The sequence below is a fragment of the Delftia sp. JD2 genome (assembly GCF_001682645.1).
Taxonomy (GTDB): domain Bacteria; phylum Pseudomonadota; class Gammaproteobacteria; order Burkholderiales; family Burkholderiaceae_C; genus Comamonas; species Comamonas acidovorans.
Map to the genome: position 1 here is coordinate 57,737 of NZ_LFJT01000016.1, position 25,718 is coordinate 83,454.

The window sequence follows — 25,718 nt, forward strand, 5'->3', positions numbered from 1 at the left end:
GCCTTTTCACCCGTACTCCCCTCGACAGAGGGCGAATTCACGCGTTCCTGAAACAGTGTTTTTCGCGGCTTGAAACAGCCGCGGCAGGCAAAGGCTCAGCGCGCTTCCTCGAGCAGCACGCGCAGGCCTTCGACATGGCAGATGCGCAGGTTGCGGCCTTCACGCCGCAGCAGGCCCAGGCGCACCAGGCGCGACATCTCGCGCGCCACTTCCTCGCGGCTGGAGCCCAGCATCAGGGCCAGGTCAGTCTGCCGGGGTGCGGGCGCCAGCAGGGCCTGCCCCTGGTCGATGCCCGCGCGCTCGGCACGTTCCAGCAACTGGGTATGCAGGCGGCTGCGCACCGACAGCGTTCCCAGATCCACCATGCGGCGCGCCAGCGCCACGGCCAGATCGCTGAGCCGGCCGATGAAGGCGCGCAGGACCTGGGGCTCGTTCATGAGCAGGGCTTCCACATCCTCATGGGCCAGCGAGGCAATCAGGCTGGGGACGCCTGCCTCGACCACCAGGGGCATGGCCGTACAGCCCGCCTGCTGCTGCGGCAGGCCGCCGAAGAACACGCCCTGGGCAATCTCGCCCAGTGTGAGCCCGCGCCCGTTGGGGGCATAGCTGCTGACGCGCAAGCCGCCCTGCACGAGCATGTAGAGACGCTGATCGGTGTACGCGCCCTCCAGCGTCTGGTGCAGCGCCAGATGCTGCCAGCGGCACTGCGCCGCCAGTTCGGCCAGGCGCTCGTCGGTCAGGCTTTGCAGCACGTGGACCTGGCGCAGGCCCTGCCAGGCCACGGCGGGAAGAAGCGGAGATGTCTGTAAGGAACCGGACATGGTGCAACACCGTTGAAGCGCATCCGCAGGGCCTGTGCGGGCCCTGTCGTCCGTCGCGGGAAGTACAGCATAGCGGGATCGCATAGACTCGTCGCGCGCCGGGAATCGCACTGTCCGGCTCCCCGGATGGCCGCACCGCGCAGCACAGAAAAAAGGGAGGGCTTCATGGAATCGAGCATCGAATCGGCACGACTACCCGCGCGCCCGCAGGCCACCGTGGCGGCCTGGGCGCAATCCGTGGAACAGGCGATCGCCAGCCAGCAATGGCATGGCGCGTGGCGTGCACTCATAGACGCCGCCCTGCCGGCCGAAACCGCCGTGCAGCAGAGCCTGCTGACTGCGCTGGATGCCTGGGATGGCCTTGCGGCCGATTCCGGCGCAGAGCCACGCCGCGCGCTGGTGCAGCAGGCCTTCGATGCCCTGCATGCCGCCCATGCCCCGGGCCAGGCGCTGCAGGCCGATTCCGCACCTTCCCGTGCGTACCGCGCGTACCGTGTACAGGGACGGCAACTGGTCAAGCGCTACCGGCGCGGCGGCTTTGCGCTGGGGCCGGTGGATGTGGCCGTGGAGCCCGGCACCATCCTGGGACTGGTGGGCGAGAACGGCAACGGCAAGACCACCTTGCTGCGCCTGCTGGCCGCCGATCTGGCGCCCGACGCAGGGCAGCTGGACTGGGGCGTTCCCGCCGCCGATGCCTACCTGCTGCGCACCCAGCTCGCCTATATCCCCCAGCGCCCGGCCGTCTGGGGCGGGCGCCTGATGGACCATCTGCAATTCGCCGCGCGCAGCCATGGCGCCGTGGGCCAACGCAACATCTGCCTGGTACAGCTGGTCATCGCGCAGCTGGGGCTGCGCGCCTTCCGGGGCCACCAGTGGAAACAGCTGTCCTCGGGCTACAAGATGCGCTTCGAGCTGGCGCGCGCCCTGCTCTGCCGGCCGCGCGTGCTGCTGCTGGACGAGCCGCTGGCCAATCTGGACATCAACGCCCAGCAGACCCTGCTGACCGATCTGCAGTCGCTGGCGCGCTCGCCCTGGCAACCCATGGCCCTGGTGCTGAGTTCACAGCAGCTGTACGAGGTGGAAAAGGTGGCCGACCAGGTGCTGTTCCTGGAGCAAGGCCAGCCGCGCAGCGTCCAGCAGAGCTTTGCCGCCATGGAAGGCTGCGCCATCGAGTTCGAGACCGGCTGGGCCATGGCGCAGCTGAAACCCTGGCTGGACCGGCTGCCATCCCATACGCACCAGCTCAGCGGCCAGACCCACATCGTGAGCTTTCACGTGCCGTTCACGGCAGCGCAGTTCCTGGCACAGGCCGTGCAGGCACAGATGCCCGTGCGCTATTTCCGCGACATCACCGCATCCACCCGCCGCCTGTTCGTGAGGGACTGAGCCATGCCACGTTTTTCCGATATGACGAACCGCTGGGACCAATGGGCGCTGATGCGCTGCCCCCTGCTGTGGCAGCTGCGCCTGCACTGGTATCTGCCGCTGGCGCTGCTGTGGTGCGTGCTGGTGCTGGGCGTTTGGATGCAATGGATGGCCGAACCCGCGCGCTGGATGGGCTCCCTGCCCGGCGTTGCGTCCACGGCCCGGCAAACGCCCGAGCAATTGGCACTGGACATCGGCTTCGTCGTGGCCTGGATCGTGGCGATCGGCCTGGCGCTGTGGTGGTTGCTGCGCGTGCGCATCCACAACCGCTGGCGCGAACACGCCCCCGTGGGCCGCTGGGGCCTGTGGTGGGAGTACCTGTGGGGAGCCTTGTTCCTATCGCTATTGTTCGCGCCTGCGATCGCCTTTTCGCCCATCTATGAAATGCGGATTCAGCGCCAATGGTCGGACACGGATGTCAGTGCACAGATCCAGACTGTCGAGCAAGTCGCCGCCCTGGAGGCGCTTACCGCGCCACGCCAGGCGGCCATGCTCGTGGAATGGATACGTGTGCTGCGCGAGGAAGAGGTCGATCCGGCGAAGTACCCGAGCATCCAGGCCCTGGTCTGGTTGATGCGCGGAGACCAGGCCGCGATTGCCCAGACACTCGAGCGCTACGGCCAGCCATTGCAGGCCAGAGGCTATGTGCGCCAGTCTGCCAGCTCCGCGCAGGACGAGGCGGAGCACCTGCTGGCCAGCTACCGCAGCGCGCTGCAATCCCCCCTGGCCGAGGAATGGCGCGCCTACTTGGCCGCCAGCCCACCATCAGAGACTGGCGAGAAGGTATCCAGAGCGCAGAACTCCAACTGCAAACCAGCCTGGGGTCGCAGCAGGCCTTTGGATCTGGAGCCGGATCCGCGCAAATGCTTCGGTACCTATCTGGCCCAGAGCAACCGTGAGTGGCTCATGCTGCTGGAGATGTTCGACAGCCGATGGAGCCCGCTGCAGCATGTGCAATGGAAGCACGCGCGCTACGGCTTGGCCCTGCCGGCCTACCAGGAAAGCCATCTGCGGCGCGCTGACAGGTCCCGCGACGACGAATGGCCAAGGATGTCCCAGTTGCTGGCGGCCGCCAGCGTTGGCTTTTTCCTCGCCTTGGCCCTGGTGCTGGTGCGCCTGATGCCTGCCATGCAGCTGGTGGCCTGGGGCGCATGCCTGGTCCTGACCTTGCTTGGCAGCGTGCTGGCCGGGATGCTGGGAATCACCAGCCTCTATGTGCTGGGGCTGTTTCCAGCCGCGCTGATATCGGTCGCCTGGCTGCGCATCCGTGTGCTCAAGCGCCCCTGGGCCGGCGCGGTGCTGCTGGCCCTGGGCATGTCGCTGGCCCTGATATGGCTCGCCGCCGCCTGGTATGAGTGGTCCAGACTGCTGTTGCCACACCCCACCGGCAGCGCAGGCCCCTGGACGGATACCCAGCACTGGCTGGACCTGCTGATGAGCGCGCCTGCCGTGGCAGCCAGCACGGCCATGCTCGTGGCCCTGCTGTCTCCGCTGTGGCGCCGATGGCGTGGCCTGCCCGAAAGGTGACGGAAAAGAAAAGGACAGCTCAGGGACAGGTGCCCCCCGCGCGCATCGCATAGACTCGCGGCAATTCCATCCCCCTCCGAGCGCCCCATGACCCAAGCACCCGTCACCGCCGGCACGCCCTACGGCACCATCCCTCCCGCCTCGCCGCTGCCCCAGCGCCGCCCCGTGAGCCTTCCGCGCCTGGCGCAGATGCGCGAGGCCGGCGAGAAGATCACCATGGTCACCGCCTATGACGCCACCTTCGCGGCCGTGGCCGATGCGGCCGGCGTGGAGTGCATTTTGGTGGGCGATTCGCTGGGCATGGTCTGCCAGGGCCTGCACAGCACCGTGGGCGTGTCGCTGCAGGACATGTGCTACCACACCGCCAGCGTGGCGCGCGGCCTGCACCGCGTGCAGGGCACGGCCTGGCTGATCGCCGACATGCCCTATGGCAGCTACGCCGAAAGCCGCGAGCAGGCCATGCGCAGCGCCTGCGAGCTGATGCAGGCCGGCGCCCATATGGTCAAGCTCGAAGGCGGCGGCTGGACCGCGCCCACCGTGCAATTCCTGGTCGAGCGCGGCGTGCCCGTCTGCGCCCACCTGGGCCTGACGCCGCAGACCGTGCATGCGCTGGGCGGCTACCGCGTCCAGGGCAAGAGCGACGAGGGCGCGGCCACGCTGCGCCGCCATGCGCTGGAGCTGCAGGATGCAGGCGCCTCCATGCTGGTGCTGGAGATGGTGCCGGCACAGCTGTCGCGCGAACTCACGGCCGAGCTGCCGCACTGCCACACCATCGGCATCGGCGCAGGCAGCGGCACGGCCGGACAGGTCCTGGTGCTGCACGACATGCTGGGCGTGAACCTGGGCAAGATGGCCCGCTTCGTGCACAACTTCATGGCGGATGCGGGCAGCGTCAAGGGCGCCTTCGAGGCCTATGTGCATGCCGTGAAGAACGGCAGCTTCCCCGACGACAGCAAGCACGCCTGGTAGTCCGGCAGGCTGCACGATCCGTTTTTCCGCTTCCCGCTTCCCGTTCCCCCGTTTTCCCATGCAAATCGTCCACTCCATCGCCGACCTGCGCGCCATCCTGTCGAGCAAGGGCCGCCCCGCCTTCGTGCCCACCATGGGCAATCTGCACGACGGCCACCTGTCCCTGGTGCGCGCCGCGCGCCAGCACGGCGACATTGCCGTGGCCAGCATCTTCGTGAACCGCCTGCAGTTCCTGCCGCACGAGGATTTCGACAGCTACCCGCGCACCTGGGAGGCTGACTGCGCCAAGCTGGAGGCCGAAGGCTGCGACCTGCTGTTCGCCCCGCGCGAAGCCGATCTCTACCCCGAGCCGCAGACCTTCAAGATCCAGCCCGACGCGCAGCTGGCCGACATCCTCGAAGGCCATTTCCGCCCCGGCTTCTTCACGGGCGTGTGCACCGTGGTGATGAAGCTGTTCTCGGCCGTATTCTTCGCCAGCGGCGGCGGAACGGCCGTGTTCGGCAAAAAGGACTACCAGCAGTTGATGGTGATCCGCCGCATGGTCGAGCAGTTCGCCCTGCCCGTGAACATCGTGGCCGGCGACACGGCGCGCGCCGACGACGGCCTGGCGCTGAGTTCGCGCAACGGCTACCTGAGCGACGACGAGCGGCAGCAGGCCATGGCGCTGTCGCTGGCGCTCAAGCAACTGGCCGATGCCGCGCGTGCGGGCCAGGCGCCGCTGGCCGAACTGGAAGCCTGGGCCATGCAATCCCTGGCCGCCCAGGGCTGGGAGCCGGACTACCTGACCGTGCGCCTGCGCCGTGACCTGCAGCCCCCCGCCGAAGGCGCGCAACTGGCCGGTGCACCACTGGTGGCCCTGGGCGCTGCGCGCCTGGGCAAGACGCGCCTGATCGACAACCTGGAATTCTGATCCAGCGCAAAACCCTGGCGGCCATGGCGGTCCAAGCTGGATGCCATGGCCAAGAAATTCCCCATCCACCCCGCCCATCCCGAGCGCACCTGCTGGGGTTGTGACCGCTACTGCGCCCGCGACGAGCTGGCCTGCGGCAACGGATCGGACCGCACACAGCACCCGGTGGAGATCTTTGGCGACGACTGGATGGAGTGGGGCCTGCCGCCCGAGCCCGCTGCAGACAAGGCTCCCGGCCTGGACAGCGCGGCGCGCTGAGACCGCACCCCGCCCTCTGCCCTCAGCCGACCGCGGCCACCTCGGCGGCGAGCGCGTCCACCAGCCACTGCACCTCGGCCACGGCCGGCCGGTGCAGCGGCAGCAGCGCATGGACCTGGAAGGGAATGGAAAACGCCAGCGGCCGCACCACCAGCTGCGGCCCGGCGCAGGCACGCGCCGTCAGCGGATTGACGATGGCCACGCCCAGGCCATGCTGGACCATGGCGCAGACCGCCACGGCGCTGTGGGTCTCCAGGTGCAGCTGGCGCTGCACGCCGGCCTGCTCGAACACGGCATCGATCTGCTGGCGATAGGGATCGTCGCGCGCCAGGCTGACAAAGCTTTCCCCGGCAAAGTCAGCCACCTCCAGCACCGGCCTTGCGGCCAGCGCATGACCTGCGGGCAGCACGGCCACCTCGTCCATGGCGGGCAGCGCAAGGGCACGCGTGCCCGGAGGCGCCTCGGCCAGCTCGGCCAGGCCCAGGTCGTAGCGCTGGGCGGCCATCCACTCCTGCAGCAGCGGCGCCTCCTGCGTGGCCACGCTGACGGCCACGGGGCCGTGCTCCGCATGCAGGCGCGCCAGCGCTGCAGGCAGCAGCGCATGGCTGAGGGCGGGCAGGCACAGCACGTTGATGCGCGCCTGGTGCGGCCGGCCCAGGGCCAGCGCATGCTCCACCACGCGGTCCAGACCCTGCCAGCTGCGCTGCACCTCGGCCCACAGCGAGAGGGCGCGTGCCGTGGGCCGCAGCCGGCCCTGGGCACGCTCGAACAGCGCATAGCCCAGCAGGCTCTCCATCCGCGCCAATTCGCGGCTGACGGTGGGCTGGGAGCTGAACAGCATCTGCGCCGCCGCCGTGGCGCTGCCGCTGAGCATGAGCGCGCGAAACACCTCCAGGTGGCGGTGGGAGATGCGGGGCTCGGGGGAGGTGTGCGGCAGCGCGGGGTCTTGCATGGCCAAAGCATATCCAAATCAAATAGACACCATAAGAACAAGCATTGGACTGAATGACTCCCATCCGCCATCATGCGCTGCAGTTCCCCTGAAAGAGACACCATGTCCAATCCCTTCTCGCCCGCCCAGCTCTGGGCCCTGGCCGACCAGCGCGGCACGCCGCTGTGGGTCTATGACGCCGCCACCATCCGCGCACGCATCGCCCAGCTCAAGGCCTTCGACACCATCCGCTTTGCACAGAAGGCCTGCTCCAACATCCACATCCTGCGGCTGATGCGCGAGCAGGGCGTGAAGGTGGACGCCGTCTCGCGCGGCGAAATCCTGCGCGCGCTGGCCGCCGGCTACGCGGCCGGCCATGGCGACGACCTGCACAGCGACATCGTGTTCACCGCCGACGTGATGGACGAGGCCACGCTGGCCTGCGTGGCCGAGCACAAGGTGCCCGTGAACGCCGGCTCCATCGACATGCTGCACCAGCTGGCCCAGGCCTCGCCCGGCCATCCCGTGTGGCTGCGCATCAACCCCGGCTTCGGCCACGGCCACAGCAACAAGACCAACACGGGCGGCGAGCACAGCAAGCACGGCATCTGGCACAGCGACCTGCTGGCGGCGCTGCAGGCCATCCGCGACGGCGGCCTGAAGCTGGCCGGCCTGCACATGCACATCGGCTCGGGCGTGGACTACGGCCACCTGCAGCAGGTCTGCGGCGCCATGGTCGAGCTGGTGCGCGCCACCCGCCAGGCAGGCCATGACCTGCAGGCCATCTCGGCCGGCGGCGGCCTGTCCATTCCCTACCGCGATGGCGACGCCACCATCGACACCGCCCACTACCACGGCCTGTGGGATGCGGCACGCAAGGACGCCGAGGCCATCGTGGGCCACGCGCTGGGCCTGGAGATCGAACCCGGCCGCTTCCTGGTGGCCGAGTCGGGCGTGCTGCTGGGCCAGGTGCGCGCCACCAAGAACGCGGGCAGCAACCATTTCGTGCTGGTCGACACGGGCTTCAACGAGCTGATGCGCCCCTCCATGTACGGCAGCTGGCACGGCATGGAAGTGCTGCGCCGCGACGGCCAGGCCATGCCCCTGCGCGATGCCGTGGTCGCCGGCCCGCTGTGCGAATCGGGCGACGTGTTCACCCAGGGCGACGGCGGCGTGGTGCTGCCGCGCGCGCTGGCAGGCGCCTCGGTGGGCGACCTGCTGGTCATCCATGACACGGGCGCCTATGGCAGCTCCATGTCCAGCAACTACAACACGCGCCCGCTGGCCGCCGAGGTGCTGGTCGATGGCGGCAGCGCGCGCCTCATCCGCCGCCGCCAGACGGTGGAGGAACTGCTGGGCCTGGAGCTGGGCCTGTAACTGGGCATGTAGCGCGCAAGGCGCCAGGATTTCTGACGCAAAAAAGCCCCGGGGCCTTCCAGCCCCGGGGCTTTTTCATCGCCGGGCCGCCCCAAGATGAAAAGCGGCCCCCTCGGGGGGCAGTGGACCTTGCACAGCAAGGGAAGCGTGTGGGCCATTTTTCATGGAAACCGAAGAATCACTCGCCGCGCGGATCGCGCGCCATCAGGTGCTGCACGGCCTCGGCCGCCTGCAGCCGGCCATCCAGCAGCTCGACCACGGTTTCGGTGATGGGCATCTCCACATTCAGCAGCCGCGCGCGCGCCAGCACGGTGCGCGCGCTGTACACGCCCTCGGCCACATGGCCCAGCGAAGCCACGGCCTGCTCAAGCGTGCGGCCCTGGGCCAGCAGCAGGCCCACCTTGCGGTTGCGCGACAGGTCGCCCGTGGCCGTCAGCACCAGATCGCCCAGGCCGGACAGGCCCATGAAGGTCTCGGTGCGCGCGCCCAGGGCCAGGCCCAGTCGCGTCATCTCGGCCAGGCCGCGCGTGATCAGTGCGGCGCGGGCGTTCAGGCCCAGCTGCAGGCCGTCGCACAGGCCGGTGGCAATGGCCAGCACGTTCTTCACGGCGCCGCCCACTTCCACTCCCACGATGTCGGCATTGGCATAGACGCGCATGGCGCCGCCGTGGAAGGCGGCCACCAGGGCGTCATTGACCTGGGCATGGCGGCTGGCCGCCACCAGGGCCGTGGGCTGGTGGCGTGCCACCTCGGCCGCGAAGCTGGGGCCGCTGAGCACGCCGCACAGCAGATCGGGCGCCACCTCGGCGCAGACCTCGTGGGCCATCAGTCCATGGGCCGCAGCCGAAGCGCCTGCGGGCACGGCCTCGAAGCCCTTGCACAGCCAGGCCACGGGTGCGGGCACATGCTGCAGCCGGCCCAGCCATTCGCGCAGGGCAGCCATGGGCGTGCCGATCACGATCAGGTCTGCGGCCGCCAGATGGCCGTCGATCTCGCCATGCACCACCTGCAGCGCGGCAGGCAGTGCCACGCCAGGCAGGTAGCGTGCGTTCTCGCCGCTGCCGTGCATGGCCTGCGCCTGGGCGGCGTCGCGCGCCCAAAGGGTCACGACACGCCCGTCACCGCGCGAGGCCGCGCTCATCGCCAGCGCCGTGCCCCAGGCGCCTGCGCCAATCACCACTATGTTCATATCTGCTCGACGTTGAAGAAGCGACGTTGATGAAAAAAAGAGGCCCTCGGGCCTCTTTTCTTGTACCACAGCGATGAGACGCGCCTGGGCGCAAATCACATCGTCCGGGAATGGACCGGCTTACTGCGGCAGCGAGTTGCCGTCCGCCTGGGCGGCTGCCTGCTGCTGCTCGTACATGGCCTGGAAGTTGATCTCGGCCAGGTGCACGGGCGGGAAGCCGGCGCGCGTGACCACGTCAGCCACGTTGCCGCGCAGGTAGGGATAGATGATCTGGGGGCAGGCAATGCCGATCACGCCACCCATCTGGTCTTCGGGAACGTTGCGGATCTCGAAGATGCCGGCCTGCTTGGCCTCGACCAGGAACACGGTCTTGTCCTGGATCTTGGTCTGCACGGTGGCGGTCACGGCCACTTCGTAGATGCCTTCGGCCACGGGAGTCGCCTCGACGCCAAGCTGGATGTCCACGCTGGGCTGCTCCTGCTCCAGCAGGATGGCGGGCGAATTGGGCTGCTCCAGCGACAGGTCCTTGAGGTAGACGCGCTGGATCTGGAAGACGGGAGTGTCCTGTTCGGCCATGGAATCAGTCTTTCTGGGCAAAAAACCCTGGTGCGGTGACCAGGGCATCAAAAAAATCACCAACAAAATGCCCGCTGCCAAGAGCTTGCGCAGCGGGCACCTGGGCCAGCATTATGCAGTGCCCGTGTTTCAGCTTTGCAGCAGAGGCACCAGACCGCCGTCGGCGTCCAGCGCCATCAGGTCGTCGCAGCCGCCCACATGGTGGTCGCCGATGAAGATCTGGGGCACCGTGCGGCGGCCCGTGCTCTGCATCATCACGTCGCGCGCGGCCGGATCGGTGTCGATGCGGATCTCTTCGATCTGCTCCACGCCCTTGGACTTGAGGATCTGCTTGGCCCGAATGCAATAGGGGCAGACAGCGGTGGTGTACATCTTCACGGCTTGCATGTGCGTCTTTCTTCGAGTTTGCGGCGTGCCGCCGGCTGGCGCCCGGGGCGCGGAGCAGCGGCTTCCATCGCCGTCAGATGGGGGCGTCTCAGGCCTTTTCAACCGGCATGCCGGCATCGCGCCAGGCCTTCAGGCCACCGGCCAGGGCCTGGGCCTTTTCGTAGCCCAGCTTCTTCGCAATGCCTTCGGCACGGGAGGCGCGGTTGCCCTTGGTGCAGATCAGCACCAGCGGCAGCGCCTTGTTCTTCACGGTGGTGGGCAGCTTTTCCTCGAACTGGCTCAGCGGCACATTCTTGGCGCCGTTGGCATGGGCGGCCGCGTACTCTTCGGGCTCGCAGACATCGATGACCACGGCCTTTTGGCGGTTGATCAGTTGCACGGCCTGCGCCGCCGTCAGCGAGCCGCCGCCTGCGCCGCGCACGAGGGGCAGCAGCAGCATCACGCCGGAAGCCAGCGCGATCAGGATCAAATACCAGTTATCGATGATGAATTTCACGTCATTCCTTGGGTTGGCAAACCTGTCAATTCTAGAATGCTGGCTTTTGCCCCCGCGACAGCCCAGCTTTGTCGCATCGAGAGACTTAGAAAGCCGCCATGTACAAGCTCGTGCTGATCCGCCACGGTGAATCCACCTGGAACCTCGAAAACCGCTTCACCGGCTGGACCGATGTGGACCTGACCGCCACCGGCGTCGAACAGGCCAAGAACGCCGGCCGCCTGCTCAAGGCCGAGGGCTATGACTTCGACCTGGCCTACACCAGCGTGCTCAAGCGCGCCACGCGCACGCTGTGGCACACGCTGGACGAAATGGACCGCACCTGGCTGCCCGTGCAGCACAGCTGGCGCCTGAACGAGCGCCACTACGGCGGCCTGCAGGGCCTGAACAAGGCGGACATGGCCAAGCAATACGGCGACGCCCAGGTGCTGGTGTGGCGCCGCAGCTACGACACGCCCCCGCCGGCCCTGGAGCCGCAAGACCCGCGCAGCGAGCGCAGCGACGTGCGCTACGCACAGCTGGACCCCAGCCAGGTGCCGCTGACCGAATGCCTGAAGGACACGGTGGCCCGCGTGCTGCCGTTCTGGAACGAGTCCATCGCGCCCGCCATCCTGTCCGGCAAGCGCGTCGTGGTCGCGGCCCACGGCAACTCCATCCGCGCGCTGATCAAGTACCTGGACGGCATCTCGGATGACGCCATCGTCGGCGTCAACGTGCCCAATGGCATTCCGCTGGTCTATGAGCTGGATGCCGATCTCAAGCCCATTCGCCACTATTACCTGGGCGATGCGGAAGCTGCCGCCAAGGCTGCAGCCGCCGTGGCCGCACAGGGCAAGGCCTGAGCCGGGCCCGCTTGAGGTGAGCGCCTGCTGCGGAAATTGCGCTTGCTGCGCCGTTTTTAGGGAACCACGCGGGCGCTTGCCTTTCCAAGCGGGTGTATATTGACGCGGTTAAAGGGGTGATATGGGCCAGAAAATCAAAATTGCCGGCTGGGTTTCCGTAGGCGTAATCGCCGGAGCACTGACCACGGTTTCCTTGCAGACCGTGGCCCGCGGTGCCATGACCCCGCTGCCGCTGGAGGAAATCCAGCAGCTGTCCGCCGTCTTCGGCCTGATCAAGACCGACTATGTCGAGTCGGTCGATGACAAGAAGCTGATCACCGATGCCATCTCCGGCATGGTGTCCAGCCTCGATCCGCATTCGCAGTACTTCGACAAGAAGTCCTACAAGGAATTCCGCGAGGGCACCTCGGGCCGCTTCGTCGGCGTGGGCATCGAGATCACGCAGGAAGACGGCCTGATCAAGGTCGTCTCGCCCATCGAAGGCTCCCCCGCCTTCCGCGCCGGCCTCAAGACCGGCGACCTGATCACCAAGATCGACGACACGGCCGTCAAGGGCCTGTCGCTCAACGACGCCGTCAAGCGCATGCGCGGCGAGCCCAACACCAAGGTGCAGCTGACCATCCTGCGCAAGGATGAAAGCCGCAGCTTCCCCGTGACCATCACGCGCGAAGAAATCAAGACGCAGTCCGTCAAGGGCAAGGTGATCGAGCCCGGCTACGGCTGGATCCGCCTGAGCCAGTTCCAGGAACGCACGGTGGACGACTTCGTGCGCAAGGTCGAGGAACTGTACAAGCAGGACCCCAACATGAAGGGCCTGGTGCTGGACCTGCGCAACGACCCGGGCGGCCTGCTGGACGCTGCCGTCGCCATCTCGGCCGCCTTCCTGCCGCCGGATGTGACCGTGGTCTCCACCAACGGCCAACTGGCCGAGAGCAAGGAAACCTACAAGGCATCGCCCAGCTTCTATGCCCGCCGCGGCATGGGTGACCCGCTGCAGCGCCTGCCCGCCTCGCTCAAGAAGCTGCCGCTGGTGGTCCTGGTCAACGAAGGCTCGGCCTCGGCCAGCGAAATCGTGGCCGGCGCACTGCAGGACCACAAGCGCGCCATCATCATGGGCAGCCAGACCTTCGGCAAGGGCTCCGTGCAGACCGTGCGCCCCCTGGGCCCCGATACGGGCCTGAAGCTGACCACGGCGCGCTACTACACGCCCAGCGGCAAGTCCATCCAGGCCAAGGGCATCGTGCCCGACGTGATGGTGGATGAGACGCCCGAAGGCGACCTGTTCGCCGCCCTGCGCATGCGCGAGGCCGACCTGGAAAAGCACCTGTCCAGCGGACAGGGTGCCGAGGTCAAGGACGAGGTGCGCGAGAAGGCCCGCGAGGAAGCACGCAAGCGCCTGGAAGAGGAAGCCAAGAAGCCGCCGGCCGAGCGCCGCCTGCCCGAGTTCGGCACCGAAAAGGACTTCCAGCTGCAGCAGGCGCTCAACCGCCTCAAGGGCCAGCCCGTCATGGTCAGCAAGACCCTGACCGAGCGCGAGCCCGAGAAGAAGGAAAACTGACAGCGCGGCGCGGACCGGGTCCGCGCCTGCACCAAGCCGGGCCTTGCGCCCGGCTTTTTCACGTCTGGAGACGCGAATGAACGACGATCAACTGCTGCGCTACTCGCGCCACATCCTTCTCGACGAAATCGGCATCGAGGGCCAGGAGCGCATCCTGGCAGCGCATGTGCTCATCATCGGCGCAGGCGGCCTGGGCGCGCCCGCCGCGCTGTACCTGGGCTCGGCCGGCATAGGCCGCATCACCCTGATGGACGACGATGCGGTGGACATGACCAACCTGCAGCGCCAGATCGCCCACACCACGGATCGCGTGGGCCAGCCCAAGGTGGAATCCATACGCACGGCCGTGCACGCCATCAACCCCGGCATCCGCATCGACTGCCGCCAGCAGCGCGCCGACGACGCCCTGCTCGACGAGCTCGTGCCGCAGGCCAGCCTGGTGCTGGACTGCACGGACAACTACCGCACGCGCCACATGATCAACGCGGCCTGCGTGCGACACAAGGTGCCCCTGGTGGCGGGGGCGGCCATCCGGCTGGACGGCCAGCTCATGGTCATGGACCCGCGCGACGAGAACTGCGCCTGCTATGCCTGCGTGTTTCCGCCCGACGCGCAGTTCGAGGAAGTGCAGTGCTCGACCATGGGCGTCTTCGCGCCCGTGGTGGGCGTCATGGGCACGCTGCAGGCGGCGGAAGCCCTCAAGCTGATCGCGGGATTTGGCACGCCTGCAACAAACCGCCTGACCATGTTCGACAGCCGCAGCCTGGATTGGAGTAGCATGCAAACCACTCGTGTACCGGAATGTCCCGTTTGCGGTAACAAGGCGTAGGAATCGGCTGACCTCCACGCCGATCCCTCACTGGCACAATCGCCCGCTGTCGCGCAGGACAATGGAGGCCGGGCTCCACCGGACTCCGATTGCCATCCGCGTCCCTATTGGATACAGCCGTGAAATTGCGCACCTATCTTGTTGAAGACAACCCTACGATCCGCGAGAACCTGATCGCCACGCTCGAAGAACTGGCCGATGTCGAGGCCGTGGGCATCGCGGAGACGGAGAGCGCGGGGACGGACTGGCTTCAGCAGAACCCCGACGCATGGGATCTCGCCATCGTCGACCTGTTCCTGCGCCAGGGCAGCGGCCTGGGTGTGCTCACCGCCTGCCGCGAGCGCCAGCCGCACCAGAAGATCGTGGTGCTCAGCAACTACGCCACACCAGACATCCGCAGCCGCTGTGCCCAGCTCGGCGTGGATGCCGTCTTCGACAAGTCCAATGAAATCGACGCACTCATGGACTATTGCATGAATATCGATGCGGCGTCACTCAACCAACTCAAAACAGCCTGAACCCAAAGCACTGCATTTGATTTTTCACCAAAGAAAAAGGCTGCACGACTTGATAATCGTGCAGCCCGTATTTTCTATTGACTGAAAATCAATCGATCAGCCTGTTCTTCAGTGCGTAATACGTCAGATCGCTGTTGGACGACAATCCCATTTTCTCCATGAGTCGCGTGCGATAGGTGCTGACCGTCTTTACGCTCAGTGAAAGCGACTTTGCAATATCACCTGCGGTTTCGCCACGCGCGAGCTTGAGGAAGACCTGGAACTCACGCTCGGACAGCTGTTCATGCGCTGGCGCGTCATCCTTGCGGTTGAGCTGCTGGGCCAGCAGGTCGGCCACGGCCGGCGTCAGGTAGCGGCGGCCCAGGGCCACGGTGCGGATCGCTTCGGCAATCTCCTGGGGATCGCATTCCTTGTTCAGGTAGCCGCTGGCGCCTTGGCGGATCAGGTTGATCGCGTAGTGCTCCTCGGGATAGCCGCTCAGGATCAGGATGCCCATGTCCGGCGCCTTGGCGCGCAGCATGGCCAGCGCGTCGATACCGCTTTGGCCCGGCATGGACAGGTCCATCAACAGCACGTCGATCTCGTGGGCACGCACCAGATCGATGGCCTCGCGGCCATTGGCGGCCTCACCGACTACACGCAGGTCCACGTGTTCCGAGAGAAACTGACGCAGGCCCGAGCGCACAATTGCATGGTCGTCCACAATGCCAATTCTGATCATGAATACCTCTTTTTCGGGGGACCAGCGGGATCGCTGGTCGTGCAAACAATATATGGTAACGGCCGGCGCAGGAACTGCCCCGGCAGCCGATAACACGAATTATGCAGAATATCGGCGAAGATCTTGTAGGTGAGAGGATGCTTATGCGTTGGATAAATTTCCGAAGAATTGCGATCAGCCTGGCATTCGCCATCGTCGCGGCCGTGCTGCTGGTGAGCATTAACGAGGCCAGCTACAAGCGCTCCACCAAGGCGCTGGAGGCCATGACCCAGACCCAGAACACCCGCTCGGAGATCAGCCAGCTGCTGCGGCTGATGCTGGATGCGGAGACCGGCCTGCGCGGCTACCTGCTCACGGGCGAGGAGCGCTACCTGGAGCCCTACAGCAAGGCGATTACGGCCATCAACTACAACATGGACGAGCTGCGCCAGATCTTCATCTACGACCCGCAGGAGCTGGCGATCTTCACGCCGCTGGCGCGCCAGGTCGAACGCAAGATGAGCGAGATGGAACTCAGCCTGCGCCTGTACCGCCAGGGCAACGAGGAGGCCTGGCGCTTCGTCATGTTCACCGACGTGGGCATGGAGAACATGGACGCCATCCGCGACTACACGGGCAAGCTGCTGTCAGGCATAGACCAGCGCTCGGCCAAGAACCTGCAGGACATCGAGCACACGCTGTCGCTGTCACGCATAGGCATCGCCACGGTCACGGCCCTGGGCGTGCTGGGCTTTTTCATGTACCTGCGCCAGGCCCACGCGCTGCAGCAGGCCCACCAGCGCGAGCAGGAGATCCAGCGCGACGAGCGCAACCGCCTCGAAGCCCTGGTGCGCGAGCGCACGGCCACGCTGACGGAGCTGGCCAACCACTTGCAGCAGGTGCGCGAGGACGAGCGCGGACACCTGGCGCGCGAACTGCACGACGAGCTGGGCTCGCTGCTGACGGCGGCCAAGCTCGACGTGGCGCGCCTCAAATCCAAGATCGACCTCAGCGCGCCGGACGTGGGCGAACGCGTCAGCCATCTGGTGGAGACGCTCAACAGCGGCATCGCCCTCAAGCGCCGCATCATCGAGGACCTGCGCCCCTCCTCCCTGTCCAACCTGGGCCTGACGACGGCGCTGGAAATCCTGGCGCGCGAGTTCGGCGAGCGCAGCGGCATCGAAGTCACGGCCAACCTGGAGCAGGTGGAGCTGCCGGAATCCACCCAGCTCACGGTCTACCGCATCGTCCAGGAGTCGCTGACCAACATCGGCAAATATGCCAAGGCCAGCCATGTCCTGGTCTCCGTGCACAACTATCCGACCTATGTGACGGTGCAGATCCAGGACGACGGCGAAGGCTTCGAGACCTCGGCCATGCGCCCCAACTCCCACGGGCTGGCCGGCATGCGCCACCGCGTGGAGGCCGCAGGCGGCCGCCTGACGGTCTCGTCCGAACTGGGCAAGGGCACGGCAATCTCCGCCGTCATCCCGCTGGCGCCCATTTCCACGGACAAAAGCGCCGGTACGGTCGCCACCGCCTGAAGCAGCAGCATCCGCCATGCAAAAGCCCCTGCGCGCCCACGCGCCAGGGGTTTTTTTCATCGCCGGGCCGCCCCAAGATGAAAAGCAGCCCCCTCGGGGGGGCAGCGGACCTTGCGCAGCAAGGGTAGCGTGGGGGCCATTTTCCATGCGCGCCCCCGAATGGCCGCAGCCGGCGGTGGCTGCAAGCCCTCTGCAGCCGGAGCATTCCTACACCACCCCCCCGCCTAACCCTGACGCCATGCCACGCCGGCCACCGTCAGATACACCTTTGGCGGCTCAGTACAGTCGAACCCATGCAAACAGCACTTGGCCCATCCGCCCCGTGCCGTTTCTTGGAAACGAACAACCCAAGGAGTTTTACATGCTGCACTACGCCATCGTGTTCTTCGTCATCGCCCTGGTAGCCGCCATATTCGGTTTTGGTGGTATTGCGGCAGGTGCTGTAGGCATCGCCAAGATCCTGTTCTATATTTTCGTGATCATGGCTGTCGTCACCTTTGTGATGAGCCTGATCAAGAAGTAGCGGCGGCGCCGCCTTCAGCCCCCTGCCAGCCCAAGCCCGCTTCCCGCGGGCAGCCAGCCCGGCAGCCCGACCGCCTTTCGCATTCATGCCAGTTTTGAGGAGATAGAACCAATGAGCCAAGCCGAGAAAGCCGTGAACAAAGCCGCCGATACCGCCAAGGACGTTGCCCAGGATGTCGCGGACGCCGCCAAGGAAGCCGTCAACACGACACGCCGCACTGCAGCGAATGCGCTGGACAAGGCCGAGGAAGGTGTCCAGTCCATCGAGCGTGAACTGAACCCCGTCATCGATGACCTCGCGGCACGTGCCCAGGAACTGGCCACACGCGGCATCAACTTCTGCGCCGACAGCTCCGACCGCGCCCGCCGCCAGCTGCAATCGGCCACGGAAGCCACCACGCGCTACGTCATCGAGCAGCCTGGCCGCTCCATCCTGCTGGCTGCAGCCACGGGCGCTGCCCTGGCCACCGCGTTCTTCATGAGTTCCCGCTCGCGCAAGTGAGCTGCCGCCGAGTCCCCTGAGTTCCCTCGAGTACCGTTACTCTCAATCTTCTTGTCCAGGAAAGAACTGATCATGCAAAAGTACACCCGTGCCATCGCTTTCGCTCTCGTCGCCGGTGCCACCGTGCTCGGTACCACCGCCTGCTCCGTGGCCCGCGACCAGCAGTCCGTGGGTTCGTATGTGGATGACGCCGGCATCACCACCGCGGTGAAGGCCAAGATGGCAGAGGACAAGAGCGTCTCGGCCACTTCCATCAGCGTCGAGACCCTGAACGGCACGGTGCAGCTGTCGGGCTTTGCCAAGTCCGAATCGGAAAAGGCCCGCGCCGCCGAGATCGCCCGCACCACCAAGAACGTGCGTGAAGTGCGCAACAGCATCGTGGTTCGTCCCTGATGCAGGCCCCTGCGGGGGCTGATCCAAGTACAAGGCCGGAGACTTCCGGCCTTTTTTCATCCAGGGCTCCAACTGCCGCACGGTCCGCCGCAAGGATTGCCGACCATTGCAGCCGACGGCAGGTACGACCCCTTTCCACCGTGCGCCGGACATACGGCGTAAAGTGACCGACATGCGAGTCTTCAACTGCGATGCCTGTGGCCACCCGGTCTTCTTCGACAGCGTTCAATGCGTGCACTGCGGCGCCACCCTGGCCTTCCTGCCCGAGCGACTGCATGTGGCCTGCCTGCGCCCGGTTTCCGGCACGCGGGACAGCGTGCTGTGGGAGAGCCTGTCGTCGCTGACGAGCGGCAAGCCGCCAGGCCGGCTCTACAAGATGTGCAGCCACCGGGGTCCCGTGGGACAGTGCAACTTCGCCCTGCCCGCAGACGATCCCCATGCGCTGTGCGAGTCCTGCCGCCAGACACGCTGGCTGCCCGATCTGTCAGACCCGTCCAATGCGCTGCGCTGGACCCGGATCGAGGCCGCCAAGCGCCAGCTGTTCTACACGCTGGCCCGCCTGGGCCTGGGTCCCCGGCCTGGAGAGGATGGGCCGCGCTTCGAGCTGCTGGCCGACCTGCCGGGGCAGGCGCCCGTGATGACCGGCCACGCCAACGGCACCATCACGCTGAACGTGGTGGAGGCCGACGATGCCGAGCGTGCCCGGCGCCGCCAGGCCCTGCACGAGCCCTACCGCACGCTGGTGGGCCATCTGCGCCATGAATCCGGCCACTTCTTCTGGGACAGGCTGGTGGTGGGCGCGGGCCGTATCGAGGAATTCCGCCGCCTGTTCGGCGACGAGCGCCAGGACTATGGCCAGGCCCTGCAGAACTACTATGCGCGCGACCCGATGGATGAGCAGTGGCGCGACAACTTCGTCAGCGCCTATGCCACCTCCCACCCGTGGGAAGACTGGGCCGAAAGCTGGGCCCATTACCTGCACATGGTGGATCTGCTGGAGACTGCGGCCAGCTATGGCACCTGCATCACCATGCCCGGAGGCTCAGGGACAAGTACAGGCTCGGTCGCGCAGCCGGCGCTGTGCGTGCAGGACCCTTTCGCGGTCCATGCACAGCCGGACTTCGGCACCATGCTGGACCAGTGGGTGCCGCTGACGCTGCTGACCAACAGCCTCAACCGCAGCCTGGGCCATGGCGATGCCTATCCGTTCGCCCTTTCGGCCGGGGCCAGGCGCAAGCTGGAATTCGTGCACGCCGCCGTGAATGCGAGCGCCACGCGGCAGGCTGCCTTCTAAGAAGGAACTGCGAGAGGGTCCTGGCCGCCCTTGCCGGGCCTCAGGACAGCCAGGCGGTCAGGGCATCAGGGCGTGCGATCACGATCCACGATTGGCCTGTACCTTCTGCAGAAGGCGGGTACGCACGCTGGGAGAGACGAACTTGTCGATCTCGCCATCCAGCGTGGCGATCTCGCGCACGAAGGTGCTGCTGATGAACTGGTAGCGGTCGCTGGGCGTGAGGAAGACGGTCTCCACCTCGGGCATCAGCGTGCGGTTCATGCCGGCGAGCTGGAACTCGTAGTCGAAGTCGGTGACCGCACGCAGGCCGCGCACCATGGCCTTGCCGCCGCGCTCGACCACGAAGTCGCGCAGCAGGCCATGAAAGCTCTCGACCTGGACATGGGGATAGATGGACACGGCCTCGCGCACCATCTGCATGCGCTCCTCAAGATTGAACATGGTCTTCTTGTGGTGGCCCGCCGCCACGGCGACGATGACGTGGCTGAACAGCTGGGTCGCGCGGCGCACCACGTCTTCATGACCCAGCGTGATCGGATCGAAAGTTCCGGGATAGACGGCAATCACGTCGTGGCTCATGGCGGTCGCTTTCATTGGCTGCGCGTGCCCTGTCCGGCACGGATGGCGCATTATGCATTGCGCTGCAGCATGGCCGGTCGGCTGTGCGACAGCCGCGCTCCTGCCAGGGAACGCGGCCGCCGCAGCGCCTTTACTCGTCCTGCGGCGCCTTGCGCAGCAGGTGGGCGTGGACGGCGCCCGCCTTCAGATGGCGGAACAGCTGCAGGCCACCGGCCTCGGCCAATTGCTCCTCGGTCCAGGCCTGGGGCGCCTCCAGATAGACATAGCCCGTGGCGGACACCGCCTGCGCGGCGGCCTTCAGCGCAGGCTCGAACAGATCGGCATGGTCGAAGGGCGGATCGATCAGCACCAGGTCCAGCGTGCCGGGCGCCACCTGGCGCAGGCAGCCGATGCCATCGCCGCGCAGCACGCGCACGGACTGGGCGTCCAGGCGCTCGCGCAGGCGCTGCAACTGCTGGACCAGGGTGGCGTCCTGCTCGTTCATCAGCACATTGGTCGCGCCGCGCGATGCGGCCTCGAAGCCCAGCGCGCCCGTGCCCGCGAAGGCATCCAGGCAGTGCCAGCCCGTCAGGTCCTGGCCCAGCCAGTTGAACAGGGTCTCGCGCACGCGATCCGGCGTGGGCCGCAGGCCCGGGTGCTGCGCCACGGGCAGCCGCGTGCGGCGCCATTGGCCGCCGATGATGCGGACTTCGCCTGCGCCCACCGGCGCCGGCCGTCCGGCTTTCGCCTTGGCGGCAGCAGGCGCTGCGGCAGCTGCCTTGGGTGCTGCGGCCTCGGCCGTGGCCTTTTCCAGCCAGCGCTTGCCGGCAGGGGTATGAATTTTGATGCTGTTGCGGCTCATTGTTTGCCTCCCACGATGACGGTCACCATGCGCTCGGGCTGCAGCATGCGCTGCATGGCCTCGCGCACATCACGCACGGTGAGCGCCTGCACGCGCTCGGTCCAATGCTCCAGGTAGTCCAGCGGCAAGCCGTTCCAGGCGATGTTGGACACATTGCCCAGCAGCTTGCGGTTGCTGTCGATGCGCAGCGCAAAGCCGCCGATCAGATTGTCCTTTGCGGCCTTGAGCTCCTTCTCGGTCGGGCCTTCGGCCACGAAGCGGCGCAGCGTGTCCTGCGACACCTTCAGGGCCTCGGCTGCCTGGTCGGGGCGCGTCTGCAGGGCGATCGTGAAGGCGCCTGCGTCCAGACCCGGCGAGAAATCGCTGTAGACGCTGTAGCTCAGGCCGCGCTTTTCGCGCACTTCCTCGGTCAGCCGCGAGGTGAAGCCGCCGCCGCCCAGGATGTGGTTGCCCACCAGCACTGCCATGAAGTCCGGGCTGTTGCGTGCAATGCCGGGCTGGGCGATCAGCACCTGCGCCTGGGCCGAGGCGAAGGGGATGTTCTCGTTGACCGGCGCCTTGAGCGCCTGCACCTTGGGCACGTCGGGCAGAGGCGCGCAGGCACTGGCGTCCTGGCCCTGCGCCGCCTGCAGCGGAGCCAGCAGTTGCTGCACCAGCTGGTCGGCCTGTTCACGGCTGACCGCACCGACGATGCTGACCTTGGCGCGGCAGGCCGCGATCAGGCGGCGGTGGAAGGACTGCATGTCGGACAGGTCGATGTGCGCGAGGCTCTCGCCCGTGGCGCGTGCGCCGTAGGGATGGGTGCCGAACACGCCCTGGCTCAGGGCCTTGCCGGCCACCGTGCCGGGGCGCGTGTCCGATTCCTTGATGGCCGCAGTCCAGCGCTCACGCTCGCGCAGCCACACGTCCTGCGGCCAGCTGGGGTTGGCGATCTGGCGCGCCGCCAGCGCCACGGCGCGCTGCAGCAGCGCAGGCTCGGTCAGGGAGCGCAGCCCGTAGCTGAAGCTGTCGCGGCCCGCCTGGGCGCCAAAGCTGGCACCCAGATCGGCCCAGGCCTGGCCCAGACCGTTCTCGTCCAGCGCAGGCGCATCGCCCTGGGCGGTCACGCCCTTGGAGGCCATCAGCGCCACGGCGCTGGCCAGTCCGACCTGGTTGGCGGGATCGCGCCGGCTGCCGGCATCGAAGTCCATCTGCACATCGACCATGGGAATGCCCGGGCTGTCCACCAGCCAGACCTGCGCCCCGCTGGGCTGGGTCCAGTGCTGGATGGGCAGCAGGGCCCATGCGGACGTGGCACCAAAGCCCAGGCCCACGCCTGCCAGCACCGTGCTGGCCACCATTTTTTTCATGTTCTTCATCTTCACTCCAGCGTGCTTCGGGGGCATCAATGCAGGGGTCCGCCGATGCCGGCACCCGCATCGGGGCGACGGGGCTTGCCGCCTTCGGGCAGGGGTTGCGGCACCAGGGTGCCCACCGTGAGCTGGTCATCGCCAAAGTACTTGGCAGCCACACGCTTGACGTCATCGGGCGTGATGGTGCGCAGCTGGGTCAGCAGCTGGTCTTCCGCATCCAGCGGCATGCCCTGTATCCAGTAATTGCCCAGGCTCTGGGCCTGGCCCATGACCGAATCGCGCTCGTAGACATTGGAGGCCATCCACTGCGTCTTCACGCGCTCCAGCTCGGCGGGCTCCACACCATCCTTGGCGACCTTGGCCACTTCGGCGCGCAACGCCGCCTCGACCTCGGCGGCGGTCTTGCCCGTGGCGGGCACGCCCGTCAGCATGAACAGGCCGGGGCCACGGCCCATGAGGGACATGGAGCTGCCCGCGCCGTCGGCCACGCGGCCTTCGCCCTGCACCAGGGCGCGCTCCAGGCGGGCGCCGTCATAGCCGTCCAGCACGGCCGACAGAACCAGCAGCGCCAGCGCATCCCGGTCGTCGGCCTGCAGGTCGCTGACGCGCGTCAGCGAGGGCGCGCGGAAGGCCAGGGCCACCAGGGCCTGCTCGGCGGGCTGCTTGACCTCGATGCGGCGGATGCCGATCTGCGCGGGCTCGGTGCGCGGCTTGCGCACCGGCAGGGCGCGTGCGGGAATGCTGCCGTAGTACTTCTCGGCCCAGGCGCGGACCTTGGCCACGTCCACATCGCCGGCAATGACGATGGTGGCATTGCCGGGCACATACCAGCGGCCATGGAAGTCGCGCACGTCGCCGGGCGTCAGCGCGTCCAGGTCGCTCATCCAGCCGATCACGGGGCGGTGGTAGGGCGAGGCCACGAAGGTCGCCGCCATCAACTGCTCCATGAGCACGGCGCGCGGCTGGTCCTCGGTGCGCATGCGGCGCTCTTCCTTGATGACCTCGATCTCCTTCTTGAACTCGCTGTCGGGCCAGTGGTTGTTGGCGAAGCGGTCGGATTCGAGCTTCATCACGTCTTCCAGGCGGCTGGACGGAATCTGCTGGTAGTAGCCCGTGTAGTCGCGGCTGGTGAAGGCGTTTTCCTGCCCGCCCAGCGCGGCCACGCGGCGCGAGAACTCGCCGGGAGCCACCTTGCGCGAGCCCTTGAACATCATGTGTTCGAGCGCGTGGGCCACGCCCGAGGTGCCATCGACCTCGTCCACGGAGCCCACACGCACCCAGACCATGTGCACGGCCGTGGGCGCGCGCCGGTCGGGCTGCACGATGAGCTGCATGCCGTTCTTCAAGGTGAATTGCTGTGCCGAAGTGGCGGTGCGCGTGCCGCCGGCGGCCTGGCTGGCCACCGTCTGCAGCAGCGATGAAGGGATGGAAGAGGATGCATCCGGAGCTGCCAAAGCAGCCCCGGTGCCCATGCAGGCCATTAAGCCCAGGAGGGTGAGTGCATGTTTCATAGAATGCTGTGATTCTAAGAACCTGCCGATGTTCAGTTTTTTCAAGAAAAAGCCCACCCCCTCCGCCGCCGAGATTTCCCCGACGGACAGCAGCGCCGCGCCTGAAAAGGCCGGCATTCCCGCAACCCCACCGCAGGACAGCCCCCCTGCCCTGCCACCGGCCGCGCCAGCGGCCCCGGCCGCCGACACCGGCAGTGCCTGGTGGCGCAAGCCCTTTGGCGGCGGCAAGGGCGATGCCGCGCCCCCCGAGACTCCGCCTGCCCCAGCTGCTGCACCCGCGTCCACCATCGCGCCTGCGGACTTCATTGCCGCGCCCGAGCCCACGGCCAAGCCCGAGGCCGAGGGTGCCAGCCGTCAGAACTGGATGCAACGCCTCAAGACCGGCCTGCGCAAGACCGGCAGCAGCATTGCCACGGTCTTCACGGGCACGCAGATCAACGATGCGCTTTACGAGGAACTGGAAGACGCCCTGCTGATGGCCGACACCGGCGTCAAGGCCACCGAGCACCTGCTCGCCGACCTGCGCCGCCGCGTCAAGGAGGCCAAGGCCACCGACCCCGCCGCCGTCAAGGCGCTGCTGGCCGATGCCCTGGCCGACCTGCTGCGCCCGCTGGAGAAGCCGCTGGTCATCGGCGAGCACCAGCCCACCGTGATCATGGTGGCTGGCGTCAACGGCGCGGGCAAGACCACCTCCATCGGCAAGCTGACCCGCCACCTGGCCGACGAAGGCCAGAGCGTGCTGCTGGCCGCCGCCGACACCTTCCGCGCCGCCGCGCGCGAGCAGCTTGGCGTCTGGGCCAACCGCAACACGGTGGAGATCGTCAGCCAGGAAGGGGGCGATCCTGCGGCCGTGAGCTTTGACGCCGTCACCGCCGGCCGCGCGCGCAAGAAGGATGTGGTGCTGGTGGACACGGCAGGCCGCCTGCCCACCCAGCTGCACCTGATGGAAGAGCTGCGCAAGATCCGCCGCGTGGTCAGCAAGGCCGACGCCACGGCACCCCATGAGGTGCTGCTGGTCATCGACGGCAACACCGGCCAGAACGCGCTGGCCCAGGTGCGCGCCTTCGACGATGCGCTGCAGCTCACGGGCCTGATCGTCACCAAGCTCGACGGCACAGCCAAGGGCGGCGTGCTGGCTGCCATTGCCCAGGAACGGCCGATCCCCGTGTACTTCATCGGCGTGGGCGAAAAGGTCGAGGACCTGGAAACCTTCAACGCCCGGGAATTCGCGCAAGCGCTGCTGTCCTGACAATCTGTTCAGAGTTTTCTCGAAAGGCGCCACAGGAAGGCGGAATGGATGAATTGCGAGCTGGCGCTCAAGCCGCTCTCCGCTCATCCATTGGGGAGTGACCGCTCAACGAAGAGCTCTCCAGCCTCAACCTCTGACGCACTCAACCGCCTCGGGACTGATCAGGCCAGGCCCTACCGGGTTAGCTCATGTGACTTGCCGCAAAAGCCCAGTAACTTCGCCACAGCCGACAGCGTGGGCGCGGCAAAGACCAGAAAGGGCATGCCCTTCAATCACCGAAGCAGCCTCTCATCGTCACGGGGCAATTGACGAATCTCTTCGGCCAGTCAAAGCAGCACTTCCGCCAGTGCTCGGTAGCACCGACAAGCCCGTCCTTGCTTCGGACGGTCAGAAATCCTAGCTCTTCCTCACTGACGCCGGCGGGCAGGCCTTGCGGTGCACCACCGCACTCAACTCTGGCCTCCGATGTGGAGAACGCATTTTTTCCCGTCGCTCCAGCTTTGCGTGCGGGTGAGCGCACGGCCCATGCCTCGGCAAGCGCACCAACTCTTTTGAGTGCCCACACTCAGAGTAGCGTGTGCGAAAACTCGGCAACAGACTCTTCAGTGCGACCTGCCT

27 protein-coding genes are annotated in these 25,718 nt (G+C 66.9%); 16 read left to right on the forward strand and 11 right to left on the reverse strand.

What is annotated here, in order from left to right:
• Nucleotides 1–95 precede the first annotated feature (95 nt).
• Nucleotides 96–821, reverse strand: coding sequence for a Crp/Fnr family transcriptional regulator (locus ACM14_RS11110; RefSeq protein WP_034366081.1), 726 nt, complete (start codon nt 819–821; stop codon nt 96–98).
• A gap of 165 nt (nt 822–986) precedes the next feature.
• Here ACM14_RS11110 and ACM14_RS11115 point away from each other — a divergent pair, with 165 nt between their 5' ends.
• The 5 genes from ACM14_RS11115 (at nt 987) to ACM14_RS11135 (ending at nt 5,910) form a co-directional block, all read left to right on the forward strand.
• The gene (locus ACM14_RS11115; RefSeq protein WP_065346190.1) at nt 987–2,207 is read left to right on the forward strand and encodes an ABC transporter ATP-binding protein; all 1,221 of its coding nucleotides are present in this window, start codon (nt 987–989) and stop codon (nt 2,205–2,207) included.
• A 3-nt stretch (nt 2,208–2,210) separates the two neighbouring features.
• Complete coding sequence (locus ACM14_RS11120; RefSeq protein WP_065346168.1) at nt 2,211–3,773, forward strand: hypothetical protein; 1,563 nt, start codon at nt 2,211–2,213, stop codon at nt 3,771–3,773.
• Nucleotides 3,774–3,860: 87 nt separating this feature from the next.
• Nucleotides 3,861–4,742 carry a 3-methyl-2-oxobutanoate hydroxymethyltransferase gene (gene panB, locus ACM14_RS11125; protein WP_012203749.1) on the forward strand — a complete coding sequence of 294 codons (882 nt, stop codon included), beginning with the start codon at nt 3,861–3,863 and terminating at the stop codon, nt 4,740–4,742.
• Nucleotides 4,743–4,800: 58 nt separating this feature from the next.
• Nucleotides 4,801–5,652: a pantoate--beta-alanine ligase gene (gene panC / locus ACM14_RS11130; RefSeq protein WP_012203748.1), complete on the forward strand. Its 852-nt coding sequence runs from the start codon at nt 4,801–4,803 to the stop codon at nt 5,650–5,652.
• 45 nt (nt 5,653–5,697) lie between these two features.
• The gene (locus ACM14_RS11135) at nt 5,698–5,910 is read left to right on the forward strand and encodes a DUF3079 domain-containing protein (protein WP_013803920.1); all 213 of its coding nucleotides are present in this window, start codon (nt 5,698–5,700) and stop codon (nt 5,908–5,910) included.
• 22 nt (nt 5,911–5,932) lie between these two features.
• Here ACM14_RS11135 and ACM14_RS11140 read toward each other — a convergent pair whose 3' ends face one another.
• On the reverse strand, nt 5,933–6,862 hold the full coding sequence (locus ACM14_RS11140) for a LysR family transcriptional regulator (protein WP_013803921.1): 930 nt from the start codon (nt 6,860–6,862) through the stop codon (nt 5,933–5,935).
• A 102-nt stretch (nt 6,863–6,964) separates the two neighbouring features.
• Between ACM14_RS11140 and lysA the strand changes: the two genes are divergently transcribed.
• On the forward strand, nt 6,965–8,218 hold the full coding sequence (gene lysA / locus ACM14_RS11145) for a diaminopimelate decarboxylase (protein ID WP_065346169.1): 1,254 nt from the start codon (nt 6,965–6,967) through the stop codon (nt 8,216–8,218).
• A gap of 178 nt (nt 8,219–8,396) precedes the next feature.
• Here lysA and ACM14_RS11150 read toward each other — a convergent pair whose 3' ends face one another.
• From ACM14_RS11150 to ACM14_RS11165, 4 genes are all read right to left on the reverse strand, one after another.
• The gene (locus tag ACM14_RS11150; RefSeq protein ID WP_013803923.1) at nt 8,397–9,407 is read right to left on the reverse strand and encodes an NAD(P)H-dependent glycerol-3-phosphate dehydrogenase; all 1,011 of its coding nucleotides are present in this window, start codon (nt 9,405–9,407) and stop codon (nt 8,397–8,399) included.
• Nucleotides 9,408–9,527: 120 nt separating this feature from the next.
• A complete protein-coding gene (gene secB / locus ACM14_RS11155; RefSeq protein ID WP_013803924.1) occupies nt 9,528–9,983 on the reverse strand; it encodes a protein-export chaperone SecB in 456 nt (151 codons plus the stop codon).
• Nucleotides 9,984–10,112: 129 nt separating this feature from the next.
• Nucleotides 10,113–10,370 carry a glutaredoxin 3 gene (gene grxC / locus ACM14_RS11160; RefSeq protein WP_034390758.1) on the reverse strand — a complete coding sequence of 86 codons (258 nt, stop codon included), beginning with the start codon at nt 10,368–10,370 and terminating at the stop codon, nt 10,113–10,115.
• 88 nt (nt 10,371–10,458) lie between these two features.
• Nucleotides 10,459–10,866 (reverse strand): rhodanese-like domain-containing protein, encoded by a 408-nt coding sequence (locus ACM14_RS11165; protein WP_013803926.1) that lies wholly within the window; start codon nt 10,864–10,866, stop codon nt 10,459–10,461.
• Nucleotides 10,867–10,964: 98 nt separating this feature from the next.
• Between ACM14_RS11165 and gpmA the strand changes: the two genes are divergently transcribed.
• From gpmA to ACM14_RS11185, 4 genes are all read left to right on the forward strand, one after another.
• Complete coding sequence (gene gpmA / locus ACM14_RS11170; RefSeq protein WP_034390756.1) at nt 10,965–11,708, forward strand: 2,3-diphosphoglycerate-dependent phosphoglycerate mutase; 744 nt, start codon at nt 10,965–10,967, stop codon at nt 11,706–11,708.
• Between the two features lie 121 nt (nt 11,709–11,829).
• Nucleotides 11,830–13,266, forward strand: a complete 1,437-nt coding sequence (locus ACM14_RS11175) for a S41 family peptidase (RefSeq protein ID WP_013803927.1) — start codon at nt 11,830–11,832, stop codon at nt 13,264–13,266.
• Between the two features lie 76 nt (nt 13,267–13,342).
• Nucleotides 13,343–14,095 carry a HesA/MoeB/ThiF family protein gene (locus ACM14_RS11180; RefSeq protein ID WP_065346170.1) on the forward strand — a complete coding sequence of 251 codons (753 nt, stop codon included), beginning with the start codon at nt 13,343–13,345 and terminating at the stop codon, nt 14,093–14,095.
• A gap of 119 nt (nt 14,096–14,214) precedes the next feature.
• Nucleotides 14,215–14,613 carry a response regulator gene (locus tag ACM14_RS11185; RefSeq protein ID WP_013803928.1) on the forward strand — a complete coding sequence of 133 codons (399 nt, stop codon included), beginning with the start codon at nt 14,215–14,217 and terminating at the stop codon, nt 14,611–14,613.
• An 88-nt stretch (nt 14,614–14,701) separates the two neighbouring features.
• On the opposite strand, the gene ACM14_RS11190 is transcribed toward ACM14_RS11185, so the two are convergent.
• Nucleotides 14,702–15,334 carry a response regulator transcription factor gene (locus tag ACM14_RS11190; protein ID WP_012203736.1) on the reverse strand — a complete coding sequence of 211 codons (633 nt, stop codon included), beginning with the start codon at nt 15,332–15,334 and terminating at the stop codon, nt 14,702–14,704.
• Between the two features lie 143 nt (nt 15,335–15,477).
• On the opposite strand from ACM14_RS11190, the gene ACM14_RS11195 reads away from it, so the two are divergent.
• The 5 genes from ACM14_RS11195 (at nt 15,478) to ACM14_RS11215 (ending at nt 19,568) form a co-directional block, all read left to right on the forward strand.
• A complete protein-coding gene (locus tag ACM14_RS11195; protein WP_013803929.1) occupies nt 15,478–16,857 on the forward strand; it encodes a CHASE3 domain-containing protein in 1,380 nt (459 codons plus the stop codon).
• Nucleotides 16,858–17,218: 361 nt separating this feature from the next.
• A complete protein-coding gene (locus ACM14_RS11200) occupies nt 17,219–17,380 on the forward strand; it encodes a DUF1328 domain-containing protein (RefSeq protein WP_013803930.1) in 162 nt (53 codons plus the stop codon).
• A 111-nt stretch (nt 17,381–17,491) separates the two neighbouring features.
• The gene (locus tag ACM14_RS11205; RefSeq protein WP_013803931.1) at nt 17,492–17,881 is read left to right on the forward strand and encodes a hypothetical protein; all 390 of its coding nucleotides are present in this window, start codon (nt 17,492–17,494) and stop codon (nt 17,879–17,881) included.
• Nucleotides 17,882–17,953: 72 nt separating this feature from the next.
• Entirely contained in the window at nt 17,954–18,274 is a 321-nt protein-coding gene (locus ACM14_RS11210) for a BON domain-containing protein (protein ID WP_013803932.1), read from the forward strand.
• Between the two features lie 172 nt (nt 18,275–18,446).
• The gene (locus ACM14_RS11215) at nt 18,447–19,568 is read left to right on the forward strand and encodes a putative zinc-binding metallopeptidase (protein WP_065346171.1); all 1,122 of its coding nucleotides are present in this window, start codon (nt 18,447–18,449) and stop codon (nt 19,566–19,568) included.
• 78 nt (nt 19,569–19,646) lie between these two features.
• Here ACM14_RS11215 and coaD read toward each other — a convergent pair whose 3' ends face one another.
• The 4 genes from coaD to ACM14_RS11235 all read right to left on the reverse strand — a co-directional run bounded on the left by coaD (nt 19,647) and on the right by ACM14_RS11235 (nt 23,851).
• Nucleotides 19,647–20,147, reverse strand: coding sequence for a pantetheine-phosphate adenylyltransferase (gene coaD / locus ACM14_RS11220; RefSeq protein WP_013803934.1), 501 nt, complete (start codon nt 20,145–20,147; stop codon nt 19,647–19,649).
• A gap of 130 nt (nt 20,148–20,277) precedes the next feature.
• Nucleotides 20,278–20,988 carry a 16S rRNA (guanine(966)-N(2))-methyltransferase RsmD gene (gene rsmD / locus ACM14_RS11225; RefSeq protein WP_012203729.1) on the reverse strand — a complete coding sequence of 237 codons (711 nt, stop codon included), beginning with the start codon at nt 20,986–20,988 and terminating at the stop codon, nt 20,278–20,280.
• Entirely contained in the window at nt 20,985–22,346 is a 1,362-nt protein-coding gene (locus ACM14_RS11230) for a pitrilysin family protein (RefSeq protein WP_065346172.1), read from the reverse strand. The genes rsmD and ACM14_RS11230 overlap by 4 nt, the downstream gene beginning before the upstream one ends.
• 26 nt (nt 22,347–22,372) lie before the next feature.
• Nucleotides 22,373–23,851 (reverse strand): pitrilysin family protein, encoded by a 1,479-nt coding sequence (locus ACM14_RS11235; RefSeq protein WP_013803936.1) that lies wholly within the window; start codon nt 23,849–23,851, stop codon nt 22,373–22,375.
• Nucleotides 23,852–23,879: 28 nt separating this feature from the next.
• Between ACM14_RS11235 and ftsY the strand changes: the two genes are divergently transcribed.
• Nucleotides 23,880–25,100 carry a signal recognition particle-docking protein FtsY gene (gene ftsY / locus ACM14_RS11240; RefSeq protein WP_013803937.1) on the forward strand — a complete coding sequence of 407 codons (1,221 nt, stop codon included), beginning with the start codon at nt 23,880–23,882 and terminating at the stop codon, nt 25,098–25,100.
• Nucleotides 25,101–25,718: the final 618 nt, after the last annotated feature.

Bases quoted from the DNA above. Each gene is read 5' to 3' on its own strand.
- ACM14_RS11110 (WP_034366081.1), bottom strand. From the start codon at position 821: ATGTCCGGTTCCTTACAGACATCTCCGCTTCTTCCCGCCGTGGCCTGG.
- ACM14_RS11115 (WP_065346190.1), top strand. From the start codon at position 987: ATGGAATCGAGCATCGAATCGGCACGACTACCCGCGCGCCCGCAGGCC.
- ACM14_RS11120 (WP_065346168.1), top strand. From the start codon at position 2,211: ATGCCACGTTTTTCCGATATGACGAACCGCTGGGACCAATGGGCGCTG.
- panB (WP_012203749.1), top strand. From the start codon at position 3,861: ATGACCCAAGCACCCGTCACCGCCGGCACGCCCTACGGCACCATCCCT.
- panC (WP_012203748.1), top strand. From the start codon at position 4,801: ATGCAAATCGTCCACTCCATCGCCGACCTGCGCGCCATCCTGTCGAGC.
- ACM14_RS11135 (WP_013803920.1), top strand. From the start codon at position 5,698: ATGGCCAAGAAATTCCCCATCCACCCCGCCCATCCCGAGCGCACCTGC.
- ACM14_RS11140 (WP_013803921.1), bottom strand. From the start codon at position 6,862: ATGCAAGACCCCGCGCTGCCGCACACCTCCCCCGAGCCCCGCATCTCC.
- lysA (WP_065346169.1), top strand. From the start codon at position 6,965: ATGTCCAATCCCTTCTCGCCCGCCCAGCTCTGGGCCCTGGCCGACCAG.
- ACM14_RS11150 (WP_013803923.1), bottom strand. From the start codon at position 9,407: ATGAACATAGTGGTGATTGGCGCAGGCGCCTGGGGCACGGCGCTGGCG.
- secB (WP_013803924.1), bottom strand. From the start codon at position 9,983: ATGGCCGAACAGGACACTCCCGTCTTCCAGATCCAGCGCGTCTACCTC.
- grxC (WP_034390758.1), bottom strand. From the start codon at position 10,370: ATGCAAGCCGTGAAGATGTACACCACCGCTGTCTGCCCCTATTGCATT.
- gpmA (WP_034390756.1), top strand. From the start codon at position 10,965: ATGTACAAGCTCGTGCTGATCCGCCACGGTGAATCCACCTGGAACCTC.
- ACM14_RS11175 (WP_013803927.1), top strand. From the start codon at position 11,830: ATGGGCCAGAAAATCAAAATTGCCGGCTGGGTTTCCGTAGGCGTAATC.
- ACM14_RS11180 (WP_065346170.1), top strand. From the start codon at position 13,343: ATGAACGACGATCAACTGCTGCGCTACTCGCGCCACATCCTTCTCGAC.
- ACM14_RS11190 (WP_012203736.1), bottom strand. From the start codon at position 15,334: ATGATCAGAATTGGCATTGTGGACGACCATGCAATTGTGCGCTCGGGC.
- ACM14_RS11195 (WP_013803929.1), top strand. From the start codon at position 15,478: ATGCGTTGGATAAATTTCCGAAGAATTGCGATCAGCCTGGCATTCGCC.
- ACM14_RS11200 (WP_013803930.1), top strand. From the start codon at position 17,219: ATGCTGCACTACGCCATCGTGTTCTTCGTCATCGCCCTGGTAGCCGCC.
- ACM14_RS11205 (WP_013803931.1), top strand. From the start codon at position 17,492: ATGAGCCAAGCCGAGAAAGCCGTGAACAAAGCCGCCGATACCGCCAAG.
- ACM14_RS11210 (WP_013803932.1), top strand. From the start codon at position 17,954: ATGCAAAAGTACACCCGTGCCATCGCTTTCGCTCTCGTCGCCGGTGCC.
- ACM14_RS11215 (WP_065346171.1), top strand. From the start codon at position 18,447: ATGCGAGTCTTCAACTGCGATGCCTGTGGCCACCCGGTCTTCTTCGAC.
- coaD (WP_013803934.1), bottom strand. From the start codon at position 20,147: ATGAGCCACGACGTGATTGCCGTCTATCCCGGAACTTTCGATCCGATC.
- rsmD (WP_012203729.1), bottom strand. From the start codon at position 20,988: ATGAGCCGCAACAGCATCAAAATTCATACCCCTGCCGGCAAGCGCTGG.
- ACM14_RS11230 (WP_065346172.1), bottom strand. From the start codon at position 22,346: ATGAAGAACATGAAAAAAATGGTGGCCAGCACGGTGCTGGCAGGCGTG.
- ACM14_RS11235 (WP_013803936.1), bottom strand. From the start codon at position 23,851: ATGAAACATGCACTCACCCTCCTGGGCTTAATGGCCTGCATGGGCACC.
- ftsY (WP_013803937.1), top strand. From the start codon at position 23,880: ATGTTCAGTTTTTTCAAGAAAAAGCCCACCCCCTCCGCCGCCGAGATT.